Annotated in this window: 12 protein-coding genes; 8 read left to right on the top strand and 4 right to left on the bottom strand. The window is 61.0% G+C overall.

The features are described 5' to 3' along the window. Positions 1-135: 135 nt before the first annotated feature. Together VIN30_RS00995 and VIN30_RS00990 are read right to left on the bottom strand one after the other, a co-directional pair. A complete protein-coding gene (locus VIN30_RS00995) occupies positions 136-1,845 on the bottom strand; it encodes an FAD-dependent oxidoreductase (protein WP_338208561.1) in 1,710 nt (569 codons plus the stop codon). A 156-nt stretch (positions 1,846-2,001) separates the two neighbouring features. Beyond that, a complete protein-coding gene (locus VIN30_RS00990) occupies positions 2,002-3,531 on the bottom strand; it encodes a helix-turn-helix transcriptional regulator (protein WP_338208559.1) in 1,530 nt (509 codons plus the stop codon). Between the two features lie 177 nt (positions 3,532-3,708). Between VIN30_RS00990 and VIN30_RS00985 the strand changes: the two genes are divergently transcribed. After that, positions 3,709-5,121: a phosphohexomutase domain-containing protein gene (locus tag VIN30_RS00985; RefSeq protein ID WP_338208557.1), complete on the top strand. Its 1,413-nt coding sequence runs from the start codon at positions 3,709-3,711 to the stop codon at positions 5,119-5,121. A 442-nt stretch (positions 5,122-5,563) separates the two neighbouring features. Here VIN30_RS00985 and VIN30_RS00980 read toward each other — a convergent pair whose 3' ends face one another. After that, positions 5,564-5,995, bottom strand: a complete 432-nt coding sequence (locus VIN30_RS00980; RefSeq protein ID WP_338208556.1) for a hypothetical protein — start codon at positions 5,993-5,995, stop codon at positions 5,564-5,566. A 101-nt stretch (positions 5,996-6,096) separates the two neighbouring features. Here VIN30_RS00980 and VIN30_RS00975 point away from each other — a divergent pair, with 101 nt between their 5' ends. The 7 genes from VIN30_RS00975 (at position 6,097) to VIN30_RS00945 (ending at position 14,322) form a co-directional block, all read left to right on the top strand. Then, the gene (locus tag VIN30_RS00975) at positions 6,097-6,351 is read left to right on the top strand and encodes a dynein gamma chain protein (protein ID WP_338208554.1); all 255 of its coding nucleotides are present in this window, start codon (positions 6,097-6,099) and stop codon (positions 6,349-6,351) included. A 9-nt stretch (positions 6,352-6,360) separates the two neighbouring features. Next, on the top strand, positions 6,361-6,783 hold the full coding sequence (gene nikR, locus VIN30_RS00970) for a nickel-responsive transcriptional regulator NikR (RefSeq protein ID WP_338208552.1): 423 nt from the start codon (positions 6,361-6,363) through the stop codon (positions 6,781-6,783). Then, entirely contained in the window at positions 6,783-7,808 is a 1,026-nt protein-coding gene (gene hypE, locus VIN30_RS00965) for a hydrogenase expression/formation protein HypE (RefSeq protein WP_338208550.1), read from the top strand. Before nikR ends, hypE begins: the two co-directional genes overlap by 1 nt. A 226-nt stretch (positions 7,809-8,034) precedes the next feature. Continuing rightward, complete coding sequence (locus tag VIN30_RS00960) at positions 8,035-8,223, top strand: 4Fe-4S binding protein (RefSeq protein ID WP_326424718.1); 189 nt, start codon at positions 8,035-8,037, stop codon at positions 8,221-8,223. A gap of 286 nt (positions 8,224-8,509) precedes the next feature. Then, complete coding sequence (locus tag VIN30_RS00955) at positions 8,510-9,004, top strand: hypothetical protein (protein WP_338208546.1); 495 nt, start codon at positions 8,510-8,512, stop codon at positions 9,002-9,004. Positions 9,005-9,256: 252 nt separating this feature from the next. Continuing rightward, positions 9,257-13,639 carry an MBG domain-containing protein gene (locus VIN30_RS00950; protein ID WP_338208544.1) on the top strand — a complete coding sequence of 1,461 codons (4,383 nt, stop codon included), beginning with the start codon at positions 9,257-9,259 and terminating at the stop codon, positions 13,637-13,639. Between the two features lie 125 nt (positions 13,640-13,764). After that, positions 13,765-14,322: a nuclear transport factor 2 family protein gene (locus VIN30_RS00945; RefSeq protein WP_338208542.1), complete on the top strand. Its 558-nt coding sequence runs from the start codon at positions 13,765-13,767 to the stop codon at positions 14,320-14,322. Between the two features lie 167 nt (positions 14,323-14,489). Here VIN30_RS00945 and VIN30_RS00940 read toward each other — a convergent pair whose 3' ends face one another. Next, a complete protein-coding gene (locus VIN30_RS00940) occupies positions 14,490-14,831 on the bottom strand; it encodes a SemiSWEET family transporter (protein WP_338208540.1) in 342 nt (113 codons plus the stop codon). Positions 14,832-15,098 lie beyond the last annotated feature (267 nt).

Raw genomic sequence — 15,098 nt, 5'->3', positions numbered from 1 at the left:
AGTTGCTCACTTCCATAGAACGTTTGGTGGCTCTATGGTATCACGCCAAACGAAAGCGAACCTGGGCGGGGAGGGAAAGCCCAGGTTCGCTTCAGAAATGCATCCGCGCGTGGCGGAAACGAGGAGGTTGAAGGCCTAGCTCTGCGCGGCGTGACGGCCGGCATGGCGACCAAAGGTCACCGAGCGCCCGGCGGCGTTGCCCGCGGCGTTGCCGAGGTAGGTGATGCCCAGGTAGCAGCCAGAGTTGTCGCCGGCGGCGTACAGGCCGGGAATCACCTGCAAGTTCTCATCCAATACTTGCATGTCCTCGTTAATGACGAGGCCGTCCATGGTGTGCGAGCCTTGCTGAGCGAAGCGTGCAGCGTAAAACGGCGGCTCGTCGACTCGAGACATACGATAGGGCTTTTTGCCGAAATCCTCGTCAACGCCTGCGTCGCAGAGCTCGTTGTAACGCGCAACGGTGGCCACGAGGTTGTCCGCCGGCACTCCAACCTTCTCGGCAAGTTCCTCGATGGTGTCGGCTTGCACGATAAGCCCACTCTCAAGCTGCGGGGCCATGTTCTCCTCAACCATGTCGATGGTAAACAGCGGCGCCAGTCCGTTGTCGTAGGGGAAATAGCGATGGGCGCCATATACATTGAATTGCTCGGCGTCTTCCTTCCAAGAGGCGTCGAACACCTGCACGGCGGTGTGACCCGGCTGGTATTGCAGGGCGTGTCCCAGCGTGTCAAAGAAAGAAGACTCGTTCATGAAGCGCTGGCCTTCGAGGTTTACGCGCAAGAAGGGCAGCGGTCCCAGCCAGTAGGTCTCGTTGGTGTCATGGGCGTCGGCCACCACCATGTTCGGAGGCACGAGCCCTTGCTCCCACGAGCTGACGGAATGGGCCGGATCCATCATGGCGCCTGCCCACAGCCCGGCCTTGATGCCATCGCCGTTGGTGCCAGGCCAAGTCCAGTTGTACACCGTTACCTTTTCGATGTCGGGCTGGATGGCGGCCATCATGTCGGGGTTGCCCAGATAGCCTCCGCAGCAGAGGATAACGCCCTTGGTCGCATTGAACTGAATGTAATCGCCGTTCGCATTCTGTGCGATAACGCCCGTCACACGATCGCCGTCTTTAATGCACTTGATCATCTTGGTTTCCCAACGGCAGTCGACGCCGATGCTTTCAGCGTAGGGATTCAGAATGTACTGGCCGTTATTCGTCGTGCTGCCCATGGTGATACCCTCGGTGCCCCAGTCCACACCAACACAGCACGAGAAGCTGCGCTCCTGGTCGGCTGGCGGGTTCACCAGCTGATGCTTCATCTTGTAGCCAGCTTCCTCGATGCGGTCGGCGTACCAGTCGAGGGCTTCGCCGCTTTCCTCGACCCAAACGCGGAACAATCGCTGATTGGAAAAACCCGAGGCCTGTCCCCACATGAACGTGCCCATCTCGGCAGGATCGAGAGGCGAGCCCTCCTGCTGCTGGATGCGGGTGTTGTAGGCGGCCAGATCGTCGCGCACGCCGCTGCCGGAGTCCTTTGCGAACTGCTCCAACATTACCGTGCGAGCTCCTTCTTCGGCTGCTGCGCAGGCGGCAAATAATCCCGAGTTGCCACCGCCGCAGACGACGACGTCGGCGTCCACGGTCTCCACGATCTGATCGGCGGCAATTTCGGGCTCGGCTTCCAGCCAGTCGGCGTTGGTGGCGTTGCCGGTGTCGGACAGCGCCTCGCCCGCAGGATCGTCGCTCGCCTTGGACGGCGCGCAGGCGGCCAGGCCGGTCATTCCCGCCATGCCGAGCGCGCCGATGCCCGCCCCTTTCAGAAAGTTGCGGCGTGTGGTGCTGAACTCATTCGTCATAAAGCGTTCCCTCCTTGGATAGCCGAGGCGCTGCTTCCGCGCCCCGAATGACAAGGAGGATGTTACGGGTCTCAAGGTGGATGAATCGACCCGCATGACGCACCATTTTGCATGGATTATCGTCTGGTGCAAAACGGGTAAGGCGGTAGATAATTACTACTGTGAACAGGTAATATGAGTGCTCTCGCATTGCACGAGGGTGAGAAGTTCCTGCTTCGAGTGCACGCCTAGTTTCTCGTATACATGTGCAATGTGCTTGCGTACCGTGTTGGTGCTGACGAACAATTCTTCACCGATGAATGTGGACGATCTGCCTTGTGCCATGAGGGCAAGCACGTCGCGTTCGCGAGGCGTGAGGCCGTGCTCGATCGCCAGTTGGCCCACGCTTCGATCAATGAGAGCGGCCAGGTCCATTTCCGGGGTCTCCGGCGTTTCGGGTGAGAGCGAGGCGGCATCGCGCGGCGCACTTTCGAGCATCTGCTGGATGGTTGGGCGCGTTGCGGCGATTCCGATTTCCGTCGCCGGATTACCCCAGAAGAACTGGTTCAGATGCGGTTCGGTAATGAGCCAGATAGCCGCGATGACGCAGGCGGCTGCCAACATTGAGCCAAAGAGGGACGCTCCTGACGCAAGCGGGATAAAGGCCACATCGCCAGCATTGAGCGCAATGCCGATCAGGGAACTTGTGCGCATAAGGAGGTAATAGCCGCCGAAGAGTCGCAGGCGATTCGTGCTCGAGTAGGAGGCCAGATCGGCTATGGCCAGGAAGGTGATGAACTCGAACAGGCTAAATGTCGCTGTGCATACGGCGCGAGGAAGCGGCGATCCTGCGCCCATGAGCGCCAAGAGGAAAAACCCAATCAACACTAACGAGTCGACGCTTTTGAAAGCGATGGCGTAGGAGGAGTTGTGCCCTGCGAAGATGACGATGCCGAACAAGAGGGCGGCCGCAAAATGGGTGAGGAAGGTGAAGGCGAGAAAATCGTTTGTTGTGATGGAGTCGTACAAAGATAATGGATTCAGGAACGAAGTGGCGGCGCAGATGACCCCAACACCTCCGAGAACGGGAAGCGAGGGCGTAAAAGGGTGCTGGAATGGCGGGATTCCCGGGTCGTGTTGGGTGGCGCGTTTTGTCAGAATAGATCGGGCTGCTGCAGTGAGGCTGATGCCGATTGCGGCCGTCACGCCGGCAAGAAACCACGTGATGCGGTTCGGTAGGGCAAATAACGGGGCAAGAAATGGCTGAATCAGTACGGCGCAGAAAATGAGCGCTGACAGCTTCCACGGTGGCGCATCGGCGAAAATCTCCAGGGTTGTGATTTTCAGAACAAAGGAGGCAAGGGCGAGAAGAGCGAATCCCACGAGGGGGGCTATGCCGGCCGTGTCAGTGCTTCCGGCATTTGCCAAGGCTGATCCGGCCAGAGCGATTGCCGCGGTGCCCGCCAGCAGGGACGGCCGGGTGAGGATGCTTCCCAAATGCGGTCCAGCTGCAAGCAAGACGATGGCAAGGGCTGCCTGGATAAGGCAGAGTAATACATAGCTGCTGAAAGGCCGCTCTCCCAGGGAAAGAACTTGATAGCCCAGCAGCTCTTCGGTGGTGATGGCGCATACGAGGCCGAGGACGACGAGGCATGCCGGCGCAGTAAAAAGCGGTTGTTTTCTCGACGGCGATGGTTGGCTTGCCATATTCTCCCCTGCGGTGATGGCGGTTGAGTGTGGGGCCAGTATAGCTTAAGGAGGCACAACGACGCTGAATCTGCACTAAGGGCAGATGGGTACGAGCGCATTTCCTTCGAAATTGTCTGCCTATCATCTATAATCGATCGGGCATGGAAACCGCAGCATTGCCAAGGAGGCATACCTATGGCTGATATTCATTTTGGAACCGACGGCTGGCGCGCCATTATCGGGGATGATTTTACGCCCGACAATCTGAATCGCGTCATCGACGCCGCCGCGCGCATTTTCAAGGAGGAAGCGGTGGCCGCGGGGCGCGATGCCGACGCGCCCGGCACGCTCATTGTTGGTCACGATTGCCGTCAGGACGCCCACGCCTACGCTGAGCTGGCCGCTCAGGTTGCTGCGGGCCACGGCTTCAACGTGCTGCTTACGGAAGACTACTGTCCCACGCCCACGCTGTGCTGGTCGGTGGCTCACAATGACGACGCGGTGGGCGGCATTATGCTCACGAGCTCCCACAACCCTGCCGAGTATCTGGGCGTGAAGCTGCGCATGGCCGATGGCGGTGCGAGCCCCGCCGAGTTTACCGATCGCGTGGAAGCGGTGCTGCCGGCCGAGCCCACCGACGTGCTCGGCCCCTTCCAAACGGTCGACCTGATGACCGACTACTTGGCCGCTCTGTGCGAGCTGGTGGACGTGGAGGCCATCCGTGCCGCCAACCTGCGCGTAGTGTGCGACCCGCTGTACGGCGCCGGCCGCCACTACCTGGCTGACGTGCTGCGCGACATGGGCGTGGAAGTGGTGGAAATCCACAACGCCGAGGACCCCACGTTCGCGGGGCTGCATCCCGAGCCCATCCAGCCTTGGGTGGACGAGGGCCTCGCCAAGGTGGGCGAGCTCGGCTATGACGCGCTGTTCATCAACGATGGCGACGCCGATCGCATTGCCGCTGGCGATTCCCGGGGCAATTATGTGAACGCGCATCGCATTATCACGCTGCTCACCAAGCACATGGTCGATCGCGGCGAGACGGGCCGTGTGGTGTCCACGGTGACGGCTTCGGCTATGCTCGACCGCATGTGCCGCAAGTTGGGGCTGGAACTGGTCAGCACGCCGGTCGGCTTCAAGTGGATCTACGGTGAGATGGAGAAGGGCGGCGTGATGATCGGCGGCGAGGAGTCCGGCGGCATCGGACTTCCCGGCCATGTGAAGGAGCGCGACGGCCTGCTCATGGCGCTGCTGCTCACGGAGTGCATGGCCCAGTCTGGCAAGGACCTCGGCGCGCTGGTGGACGAGATGCTGGAGGACATCGGGCGTTTGGAGTTCGCGCGTCGTGGGCTGTCCATCACCCCTGAGCAGATGGAGCGCTTCCGCGCCGAGATGGTGCCCACCTATACGGCTGACGAGGTGGCCGGCAAGCGCGTCATCGATGTGGATCGTCGCGACGGTGTGAAGCTGCTGCTGGAAGGCGATGCCTGGGTGATGATGCGTCCGAGTGGTACCGAGCCCCTGGTGCGCGTGTACGCCGAAGCCGCTACTGCTGAGGAAGTGAACGAGCTGCTGGATGCCGCCGAAGCGGTGGTCACGAGTTTATAAAGGCGACTGGAAAGCCGTATGCGACGGGGCCGAGAGCGCGCAGCTTTCGGCCCCTGCTTTGTGGGTGGCCTCAAAATGCGTGATGTATAAGCAAATAACGGCAAGAAGGATTGTTTCTGGCCGTAAAAGTTGGGATGTATAAGCAAGAGAAGGTGCGGGTTGTAGACATCTCGGAAAAAAGGCCAGTCTCGCAGGAGAAACTGGCTTGGAGAGCGGTTTGGCAGCAAAACCCATTATACAGAGGATATTTTTTGGCCAGAAATCTAGTCGGAGGTTTGTTTGTCCATAGAAATCGGGGTATTTGTGGCCAGTGCGCCAGCCTGCATTTGCACGGTAGGTTTGCCGCCCAGCCAAGGCGCAGGGGGTGAAACCCGGTCAGATCGCCCATCATTTTTGCAGAAATGCGAGATGGCTCCGATTTGACTAGGTTGTTCGCTGCCCCCTACCGAAGCTTCTTCAGCAGAGCCCAGGCTCGTTGTTTGGTTTCAGGGGTTTCCATGAGAGCTTCGAAGTCCTCGAAGATGACGGCCGTGCGGCCGAGCAGGCGGTTGGGTGCATCCAACGTTACCGGTACGCGGTAGGCGGCTGAAAGCAGCTCGGCGGCGAAGGCGTCGGCCGTGACCAGGGCAACAGGATCCAAGCCCTCCACGATGGTGCGCACGTCTTCAGCGCCCACGGAGCCTTCCGGGCTTTCCGCGATCAGCAGTGCCAGCGGGGCGGCACCGAACTCCAGGGAAGCGGCAGATTTCTCCAGGGCCGACAGCGCAGTTTCGCTGAGCGCCGTTTGGCTGATTACCAGCAGAGCCGACGTCGGCGCACCTGTCACGTTCGCCCCGTACAGGGTAAGCACCGACTCGCCCGTCACCTCAAACATGTTACTGCTCACGGAAAAATTCACACTCCATCTTGCGCCGGGGGGACGTTCGCGGTAAAACATTGGCTGCTTATATAGTAGCAAATCCAAAGGAGGCGCCCATGTGCACCAACGGAGTTAACACCGGCCAGCTGGAAATGATGATCGACCAGATTGACGACCACATCAAGCTGGAGCGCCGCTGGGCTCACAACCTGGCTCACACTGCTGCCGACGCCGGTTTCACCACGGTGGGCGAGAAGCTGCATGCGGCCCAGCATCTGCTGGACGAGGTGCGCGCTCTGCTGGACGAGGCGAAGGATGCCATGGAGGACGACGCGGCTGATGCGGCCGGCTTCACCGTCGAGCGGGTGTAGGCGCGCGCGATGAGCAACGACCTGGTGCGGTTCTCGGTGGCTATGCCCGAGGCCCTGCTGATCGAGTTCGACCAGCTGGTGGCGCGGCGCGGCCTGGCGAAGAACCGCAGCGAAGTGGTGCGCGACCTGGTGCGCGATGCCTTGGTGGAAGAGGAGTGCTCTACGCCGGGCACGGTGGTCATGGGCACGCTCACCATTGTGTACGACCATCACTCCAACGACTTGCAGGAAAAGCTGCACACCATTCAGCATGATTACTTCGACAACATCATCTCTACGATGCACGTGCACGTCGACCAGCACATGTGCCTGGAAGTGATCGTGATGCGCGGCGAAACGGGGTTGGTGCAAACGGTGGCCAACCTCATTTTGGGCACCAAGGGCGTGAAGAATGGCAAATTGGTGCTGACCACCACGGGAAGGCATTTGTAATGGCTGATGACAAGGTGATGCTGGGGCACGGCTCCGGTGGCTCGATGATGAAGCGCATTATCGACGAGGTGTTCTTCGCGGCCTATGGCACCGACGAGCTGCTGGCGGGCGACGACGCGGCGGTGCTGCCGGCGTTGGCTCCGGGCGAGCGTGTGGCCTATTCCACGGACAGCTTCGTGGTCACGCCGCATTTCTTTCCCGGGGGCGATATCGGTCGATTGGCCGTGTGCGGCACGGTGAACGACGTGGCCACGGCGGGCGCGCGTCCACAGTATCTGTCCTGCGCCTTCATTTTGGAAGAGGGCTTTCCCATGGACGACTTGCGGCGCATTTGCGCTTCCATGGCCGCCTGCGCGCAGGAAGCCGGCGTGCGCATTGTGACCGGCGACACCAAGGTGGTGAACCGTGGCCATGGCGACGGCATTTACATCAACACCAGCGGCATCGGCGTGGTGCCGGCGGGCGTGAACCTGGGTGGAGCGCAGATTCGTCCGGGCGATGCGGTGCTGGTCAGCGGCACCCTGGGCGATCATGGCATCACCATCATGAGCTGTCGCGAGGGCTTGAACTTCTCGGCGGATATCGAAAGCGACGCGGCACCGCTGAACCATCTGATTGCCGATGTGCTGGCCGCTGCGCCGAATACGCGCTGCTTCCGCGACCCCACCCGCGGCGGCTTGGCTTCCACGTTGAACGAGCTGGCAGCGCAGTCGAACACCGACATCACCGTGGACGAGGACGCCGTGCCCGTGCGCGATGCGGTACTGGGCGCCTGCGAGATGCTAGGCTACGACGTGCTGCAAGTGGCCAACGAGGGCAAGATGGTGTGCGTGGTGGCCGCCGACGAGGCCGAAACCGCCCTGGCTGCCATGCAGGCGAGTCCCTACGGTCGCGATGCCGCCATTATCGGGCGCGTGGCCGAGGCTGATCCCGCGCGTGGCTCCAAAGTGTTCCTGCGCACGTCCTTCGGTAGCACTCGTATTCTGGACATGCTGGTGGGAGAGCAGCTCCCGCGCATTTGCTAAATCAGCTGCGTGACCTTGTTGACGTTGAGCCAGTTCGCAGGGCCCGACCTACCGCTCGCCGAGCCAAAATGCGGCGGCTTTGCGGCTGCTCAGCCACTCCCTGAGAAGTTACCGATTCCTGCTTGCGCTTTACGGCTTTCATGGTATCTTGCGCAATGTGGTTGAAGGGCCTCGGCCCCAACCCCTAAAGACGAGGAATCGTATACTGAGAACAAAGGAGTTCCCCATGTCTCATCCCGTAATTGAAGCTGACGAGTGCATCGGCTGCGCCATCTGCGTTGACGCGTGCCCCCAGGAAGTGCTTGAGGTTATCAACGGCGTGGTCGAGGCCGTTAACGAGGATGCCTGCATCGCGTGCGGCGACTGCGTCGAGGAGTGCCCGATGGGCGCGATCCCGGAGATCGTGGAGGACTAGCTCGCCCACGCGAACACGGCGCTGCCAAAGTGTCGCCCGAGAAGCCCGAAGGGGCCCGCTGCCGATGCAGCGGGCCCCTTTTCGCTGCCATTGCGCATGGTGCTGGGAGGAGGCACCGCTGACAGGGTATTGAGCGGCTTCCATAATTTGCGCACTTCATCAGGAAATATATCGAGAAGAAAAACCGACTACGCCCTTTTGGGTCCAAGGATTGTGCTATAGTTTTCTAATTGGTAACAGACCGACGATCGGACCTCAACAGGTCTTGCGCAATGGAGTTAATGGGATGCAGAAGAGCAACTGGATAATCGTCACTATTTTGGTGGTGGCCTCCGTCCTCTTCTTGTGGATGTGGCAGGCGCTTCAGTTCAGCCTGGTCGACAATCCCGTTGACATTGTGGTCACTGTGGTGTGGTGGCTTGTGATCGCCGCTGCTTGCGTGGCTATTCACTGGGCCGAGAAGAAACGCCGCGAGCGCATACGCACTGTATTTCTGGCGCAGGGACTGGCGTACAACTGCGAAACCGGCGTTGTGCGGCTGGACGCGAACGCCTCGGTGGTGGATGCGCTGCAGAAGATGCTGAGCAGCCTGAACTACGGCTTTGACCTGGCGGAGCTTCCCTCCAATTCTCGCGTGCGCTTTCAGCGTATCGTGCGCACGTCGAAGTTCGCCGACAATGGCAATGTGTGGGAAGGCGAACTGGTCGAGGTAGTGCAGCCGGGCAGTCCCAAACCCTTCAGCAGTCGTAGCGAGTTGGCCCATTTGATGGGGGAGTGCTAGTTCTCTTCCGCGTGCAGTTGGCACTGTTTCTACCAGTTCGCTACAGAATTCCAACAAAATCGTAACCGTTGCCATGGCAATACCCTATCAGTTCCCCATCAATAGCGCGTTGCGGCCTTTTTCTTTCATATAAATGCTCGGTAAAATCATCAACAATCTGAGAAGTAGGTTCAGGGAACAGCCGCCCGCAAGGGCGCCGAGACGAGGCGAGCGTATCGCCGCGATCCGAGATAAAAGGAGTTGTTGGTGGAAATGAAGGCAATCGAACGCTTCATCGACGCGCGACACAGCACCGAGGGCAAGGTGGTGGCCGTTGCGCTGACGGCTATGCTGGCTCTTTCGACGTTTACTCCCACGGCCTTGGCCGTAGCCGACGAGATGGACGGCGCTACGGTGTCCGACAAGGCCATGGAGACGACCGGTCGCGTCATCGCGATGGACGAAGGCGATGCCGTGGCAGCCGCCCTGCAGCTGAAGGTGGAATCGGAGCACGCCAGCGTGCTGCTGAACGGCCAAGCGGTGCAGGACGTTGTGGATGTTGACGCCGAGGCTGATTTCAGCTTTGCCGTGCGTGTTGACGAGCGGTTCACCCTTGAGTCGGTTTCCTATAACGACGAGGTGCTGGAGGCTGCGGGCACGCAGCGCACGGTGTCCACCGAGGCTGTTGCCGTCGATGCGGAAGATGCCGAGCCGATGGCCGATGTTCTGTACGTCATCCCCGCCGATGCGCTGGTTGACGGCGCGGTGCTGAAGGTGACTGCCGTGGAGGTGCCGGAAGACGAGGGCGCCGACCAGGAGAACGGAACCGAGAACGAGGATTCCGCGGATCTTGCGGGCGACGAGGGCAATCAGTCCGAGAATCAGGTCAGCAGCGTGGGTACCGCCGTAACCGACGCCATTGCGCAGGGCGTGACCCAGGTAGCCACGAACGCGGTGGATCGCGTGCATGAGCCGCTGATCACGCTGATCGAGGGCGATGCTGTGATGGTGACTACCACGCTGTGGGGCGGTCCTGTGAAGCTGGGTGACCGCACGGTAAGCGTGCCGGTTGTGGGCGAGGTTGCCATTGACCAGGTGCTGCCCGTAACTGAGCCGGTGTTTAACTTCGGCAGCGACCGCTACGTGCTGAACGGCAAGGTGGGCGTGGCTCCCGCCAATGCGACGGCTCCCGAGGTGGCGGAAATTTCCCGCGCATGCAATACCGGCGGCAGTGTGACGGCTTTGCGGGTGACTGATGGTGCGGTGGAGTACAAGACCGCGTCCTCCGATTGGACGGCGCTGGGCGAGGGCGAGCAGCTGGTCCATTTCTGCTCGACGCTGCAGGGCAACGCCGACACGCGCGACAAGCTGAACATCGCCGTTGAGGAGAAGGCCATGGACGCCCTCGTGACGGGTGGCCACGGCGTGCAGGTGTTCGTGTTTTCCCAGAACGCCGAAGAGGGCGATGAACCGCTGTTCACCCATACCATGTACTTCGATGGTGGCGTGACCGAACTAGCTCAGGGTGTGCGATTCGACCTGGGCGATGGCGTGAGCTACCGGGTGGTTGACGCCTACATCTCCAACGACAGCGCCCACGAGGCCGGGGCTTATGAGGCTGCCGAGGCGCTGGCGTTCCGCGGCAACGGCTCGGGCGCTGATATGTACCAGGGCACGACTATCAATTGGCCGACGGGCACCTATCGCGCCATTGCGGTATTCGTGGACGCCCGCAGCTATACGGCTTCTTACGACCTGAATGGCGCCGAGGGTTCGGTAGACTCGTTCTCGGCTGTGGTGGGTGAGCCCAAGACGCTGGCCACCGATGCGGGCATAACGAAGGAAGGCTTCTACCTGGCTGCTTGGGAGTGCTTGGATGCTGCTGGCAACCAGCTGGGCATCTACGAGCCGGGCGCGTTGTTCACTATGCCGGCCCGCGATGTGGTGCTGCAGGCGCAGTGGGAAAGCTATGATGGCGACATGTTCTTCACCGCGCGCTTCGTGTGGCAGGATGAAGACGGCAAGGACGTTGAAATCGAGCGCCGCACGGTGACCGAGCTGAACGGCGAGCCGGTTTCCGTTACGACCGAGGTGTCGACCGACCTGCTGGAATGCCCCCGCGGGTACGTCTACGCGCAGGCCGGGAACGCGCCCCAGGTCGTGGGCAGCACGGGTCGTGTGATCACGTTCCGCTGCGAGCGTCAGCAGTATCAGGTTCAGACGCAATACTACAGCGGTGATGCTATTCTTAGCATGGAGTACAGCACCGCGGGCAACCATCCCTATTTCGGCACGACGTACACGTTCGTTGCGCCGAAGACCCGCACCTTCGAGGGCACGAACTACGTCTTCGACGAGCGGGATTCCCGCCAGAAGTTGTCCATCACGGTGTCGGACAATGCGGAAGAGAACATCGTGAAGGCGTACTACGCACGCGACGTGATGGGCGTGGAGGATCCCAACGAGCCCGATGGTATTCCCGACAAGTACCAGGTGCTGGTGAAGTTCGCCCACGACGAGAACAGCGTGTGGGCCGACGGTTCCGAGGAGGCCCAGAAGAGCGCTGTGGTGAATCGCTACAACGCCGACGGTGAGCTGGCGATTGACGGCGTGGGCCATCTGACCGAAGATCAGATTCCGGCGCTGACCCAGACGGACGGCCTGCTGCTGGATGACGCGTGCAATTGGCCGACCGCGGCCACCGATATCACGGCTCCCGTGACGTTCCTGGCGAAGTACACCATGGGTAATTTCCGTTACCTGGTGCGCTATGTGGCCGACGATGGCACGGTGCTGGCCACGGAAGAGGGCACTGCGGGCTTTGGCGGTCCCATTCCCTATGATATGGATAGGCAGTTCGAAGGCTACGCGTTCGACACCATCGAGAACAAGAACGGCGCGATCACCTCGGAGGCGCCCAACAACGTGGTGACGGTGCGCTACGGCGTGGACCGCACGAGTGTGGCGAACCCGAACGAGGGCGACGGCATTCCCGACAAGTATCAGGCGACGGCGGTGTACGCGGTGCAGCACGGCACGTGGGACAACGGTGCCGACAGCAAAACCGTGGTAGTGACGCTGAACGAGTGGAACGGCAGCGAGTGGGCGCCCCTGGGCGACGACCAGGTGCAGTTGCAGCTTCCGATCGCCACGTCCCATTACGGCTACGAGCCGAATTCCGGTGCATGGGATGTGGAGCCCGGTGCTGATACGCTGAAGGGCGGCGCGACCACCGAGTTCACCTATACGTTTGCGCCCATTGAGGCCAAGTACACGGTTGTTTACTGCAAGGACTCCACGAACGGCGAGGTGCTGGGCGTGCAGCGGGATTGGGCCGGCTTCGAGACGCCGGTGCCGGCGCTGGTGGAGCAGTACCGCCCCGTGCAGGGCTTCTCGGGCGAGCCCACCTATGTAGGCGCTCGGGTTATGACCCTCGACGAGGAGAAGAACGTGTTGTACGTGGTGTACAACCGCGATGCCTACACGGTGCGCGGCGTGTTCGCCGAGGGTTCGCACGGCGCGATTCGCGGCAATGCCACCCAGTCGGTGCTGTACAATCGCGATTCCGAGACCATGACCTTTGTGGCTGACGAGGGCTATCGCATCGCTTCGGTGGTGGTGAACGGCGAGAGCCAGCCCGTGGCGAACGGCCAGACCAGCTATGAGCTCAAGATTCGCCGTGTGTCGAAGGATTCCACGGTGGTGGTGCGCACGGCCCATATGGACGAGGTAGTCATCGAGGCCCCCAGCCGTTCCAAGGTGTACGACGGCACGGCGCTGGGCGGTGGCGAGCCGCAGATCACCGGCGTGCCCGAGGGCTTCACGGCCACGGCACGTGTGGCGGGTTCGCGCACGAACGCAGGTGTGACCGCTACGACGGTGGATCCGGCTTCCATCAAGATTGTGGACGCTTCCGGTACCGATGTGACGCAGAACTTCCGGACGACCACGGTAGACGGCACCCTGACGGTGGAGCAGGCTCGCGCCATTGTGACGGTGAACAACGCCAGCAAGCCCGCCGGCACGTCCGATCCCGAGTTCACGGGTCAGGTGGCCGGCCTGGTCGAGGGCGATGCGCTGAAGGGCCTGTCGTATATGCGCACCGTGGCTGGCGAGATGGCCGGTGTGTATCTGAATGCGCTGACGGCGGAGTTTGAGTACAACCCGAACTATAATGTGACGGTGGTGCCGGGTACGTTCACCATCGGCGATACCACGCTGATCCAGAACGTCGGCAGCACTTCTACCCCCTCGGGCATGAATCCCGGTCCGCGCGGCGGCTCCATCGAGACGGTGTACCGCACCGCTAGCAGCGTGGATGCCCTGGCGCGTGTGATGGCGGGCATCGATGAGCTTGCCGAGCCTGTGTACGCCGACGTGGTGTTCGACGATGGCGTGCCCATGGTGACGCGCACCGGCGAGACCATCGAGGACGATGCTACCGCTCTGGGTGCTTTCGACGAGCCGAAGTGCTGGGTGCACTGGGTGATGGCCATGGGCCTGCTGCTTACCATTGCCTATGCCGCCGTGGTGGTGGCGCGCCGCCTGGGCTACGCCCGCAAGGCGAACGAGCTTGACGACAATCTGACGGGTGGCCACGTGGCGGCATCCGAGTCGGAGACAGCGCGCGGCAACGCCCATCACGTCGGTGCCTAATCGCCCCTAACAAGCTATCCCCCTCCCACACGGAAGGGCAGCCTCCCCCGGCTGCCCTTCCGCTTTTTATGCAGGGGTTGGCATGAAAGTTGCAGGAGAAAAATGGTTCGTGGGAAGGAGCGAGGATGAAGACTGTTGCGGAAGGTATGTTGGCTACCGTGGAGGAATGGCCGGCGGTGACGCTGGAGGAGCGCGTTCGGCGGTTGGAGGATGTGCGGGCTATCGAGGAGGTTATCTCTCATTACGCTCGGTGCGTGGATGCGAGTGATGCCGAAGGCGTGGCTGCGGTGTTCACAGAAGAAGGCCAGTTGTGCGGTCCTGGGTTTCCGCCGGTATGCGGTCGGGCAAAAATAGCCAAGTTGTACGGGCGACTTCTCCCGGCTATTGCCCTTTCGGCTCACGGGGTGTCGAATATTCAGGTGTGTGTAACGGCTCCCGATGCCGCTGTGGCCCATTGTGCGTTATGGGCTTGGGATGGCACCGGTGAAAGCCTGAGCTTCGGCGATGATGTCGTCGCGGAGAATCAGTTCTCCTTCGGGCGCTACGAATTCGCCTTGGTGCGAGAGCCTGACGGGGAATGGCGGGCATCGGCCATGAACATTCACTTCGCAGGTCAAACGGGCTCTGCGGCTCGCAATGGAGAGCATCTCGGGCGTCCGTGGCCACCGCGGCCGACCGAGTGAACGAGTCGTCTTAAGATCGGCAGGCCGGATTTCAGTAAACACGCGGATGTTGGCATGGATGAGCATGGGCCACGCTTCTGGGGGGGGGGCGGCATCGTTGCGGGCCTCGATCGCGGGTTGCGCATCGTGCGCAACCCGCGATCGATGATTAGGTGCGGACGTTGCCGTTAGTGCACGATAGCGGTGATGAAAGTGACGAGGCCCAGGACGATGCCTGGAATGTTCGCGACAATAATGGGAATGTCGCGTTTAGGCTTCATGAAGCCGTAGATGGTCCACATGGTGCAGTTGAAGAACGCACATAGCGGCTGCCAAGGGCTTCCGGGGTTGCCATCGAGGTTATTCGCGATTTGGGTGATGTAGGACACGTACATGAGCACCGAGAGAACGGAGGCAATGCGGCCGATAATGGCGACGATGTCTTGCTTCTCGTGCTGCTTGTGCTGGGTGTCCGTTCGTTTGTGCTGGTGAATTGCGGGATGTGCTGCGACGTGGCTGATCGAGCTCATTGAGTCCTCCTTTCGTTTTCGGTCTCTTTTACCGTAAAGGCAACGGTTCGCAGCACTGATCGCGGGTTCTCGGCTGAAAGCACTCTTTTACATCGCCGTAGGGTTCTCGTAACGGGACTTTCGCAGAATTCCCGCTAGTCGAAGACGTGGCGGCTTTCAGCAAGACTGCTGCATACTTGTTCGTATGGTGCGCCTATCGAAGGTGTCGGCATGGCGCCTGTTAACGCCTTCTGTGTCCCGCAATAGGGTCTGTGAGAGATTTTTCCT

The organism is Adlercreutzia wanghongyangiae (assembly GCF_035989245.1).
Classification (GTDB): Bacteria; Actinomycetota; Coriobacteriia; order Coriobacteriales; family Eggerthellaceae; genus Adlercreutzia; species Adlercreutzia wanghongyangiae.
This window is presented reverse-complemented; position numbering and strand designations above follow the sequence as displayed.

Coding starts and splice junctions, on each gene's coding strand:
- VIN30_RS00995 (WP_338208561.1), bottom strand. CDS start 1,845: ATGACGAATGAGTTCAGCACCACACGCCGCAACTTTCTGAAAGGGGCG.
- VIN30_RS00990 (WP_338208559.1), bottom strand. CDS start 3,531: ATGGCAAGCCAACCATCGCCGTCGAGAAAACAACCGCTTTTTACTGCG.
- VIN30_RS00985 (WP_338208557.1), top strand. CDS start 3,709: ATGGCTGATATTCATTTTGGAACCGACGGCTGGCGCGCCATTATCGGG.
- VIN30_RS00980 (WP_338208556.1), bottom strand. CDS start 5,995: ATGTTTGAGGTGACGGGCGAGTCGGTGCTTACCCTGTACGGGGCGAAC.
- VIN30_RS00975 (WP_338208554.1), top strand. CDS start 6,097: ATGTGCACCAACGGAGTTAACACCGGCCAGCTGGAAATGATGATCGAC.
- nikR (WP_338208552.1), top strand. CDS start 6,361: ATGAGCAACGACCTGGTGCGGTTCTCGGTGGCTATGCCCGAGGCCCTG.
- hypE (WP_338208550.1), top strand. CDS start 6,783: ATGGCTGATGACAAGGTGATGCTGGGGCACGGCTCCGGTGGCTCGATG.
- VIN30_RS00960 (WP_326424718.1), top strand. CDS start 8,035: ATGTCTCATCCCGTAATTGAAGCTGACGAGTGCATCGGCTGCGCCATC.
- VIN30_RS00955 (WP_338208546.1), top strand. CDS start 8,510: ATGCAGAAGAGCAACTGGATAATCGTCACTATTTTGGTGGTGGCCTCC.
- VIN30_RS00950 (WP_338208544.1), top strand. CDS start 9,257: ATGAAGGCAATCGAACGCTTCATCGACGCGCGACACAGCACCGAGGGC.
- VIN30_RS00945 (WP_338208542.1), top strand. CDS start 13,765: ATGAAGACTGTTGCGGAAGGTATGTTGGCTACCGTGGAGGAATGGCCG.
- VIN30_RS00940 (WP_338208540.1), bottom strand. CDS start 14,831: ATGAGCTCGATCAGCCACGTCGCAGCACATCCCGCAATTCACCAGCAC.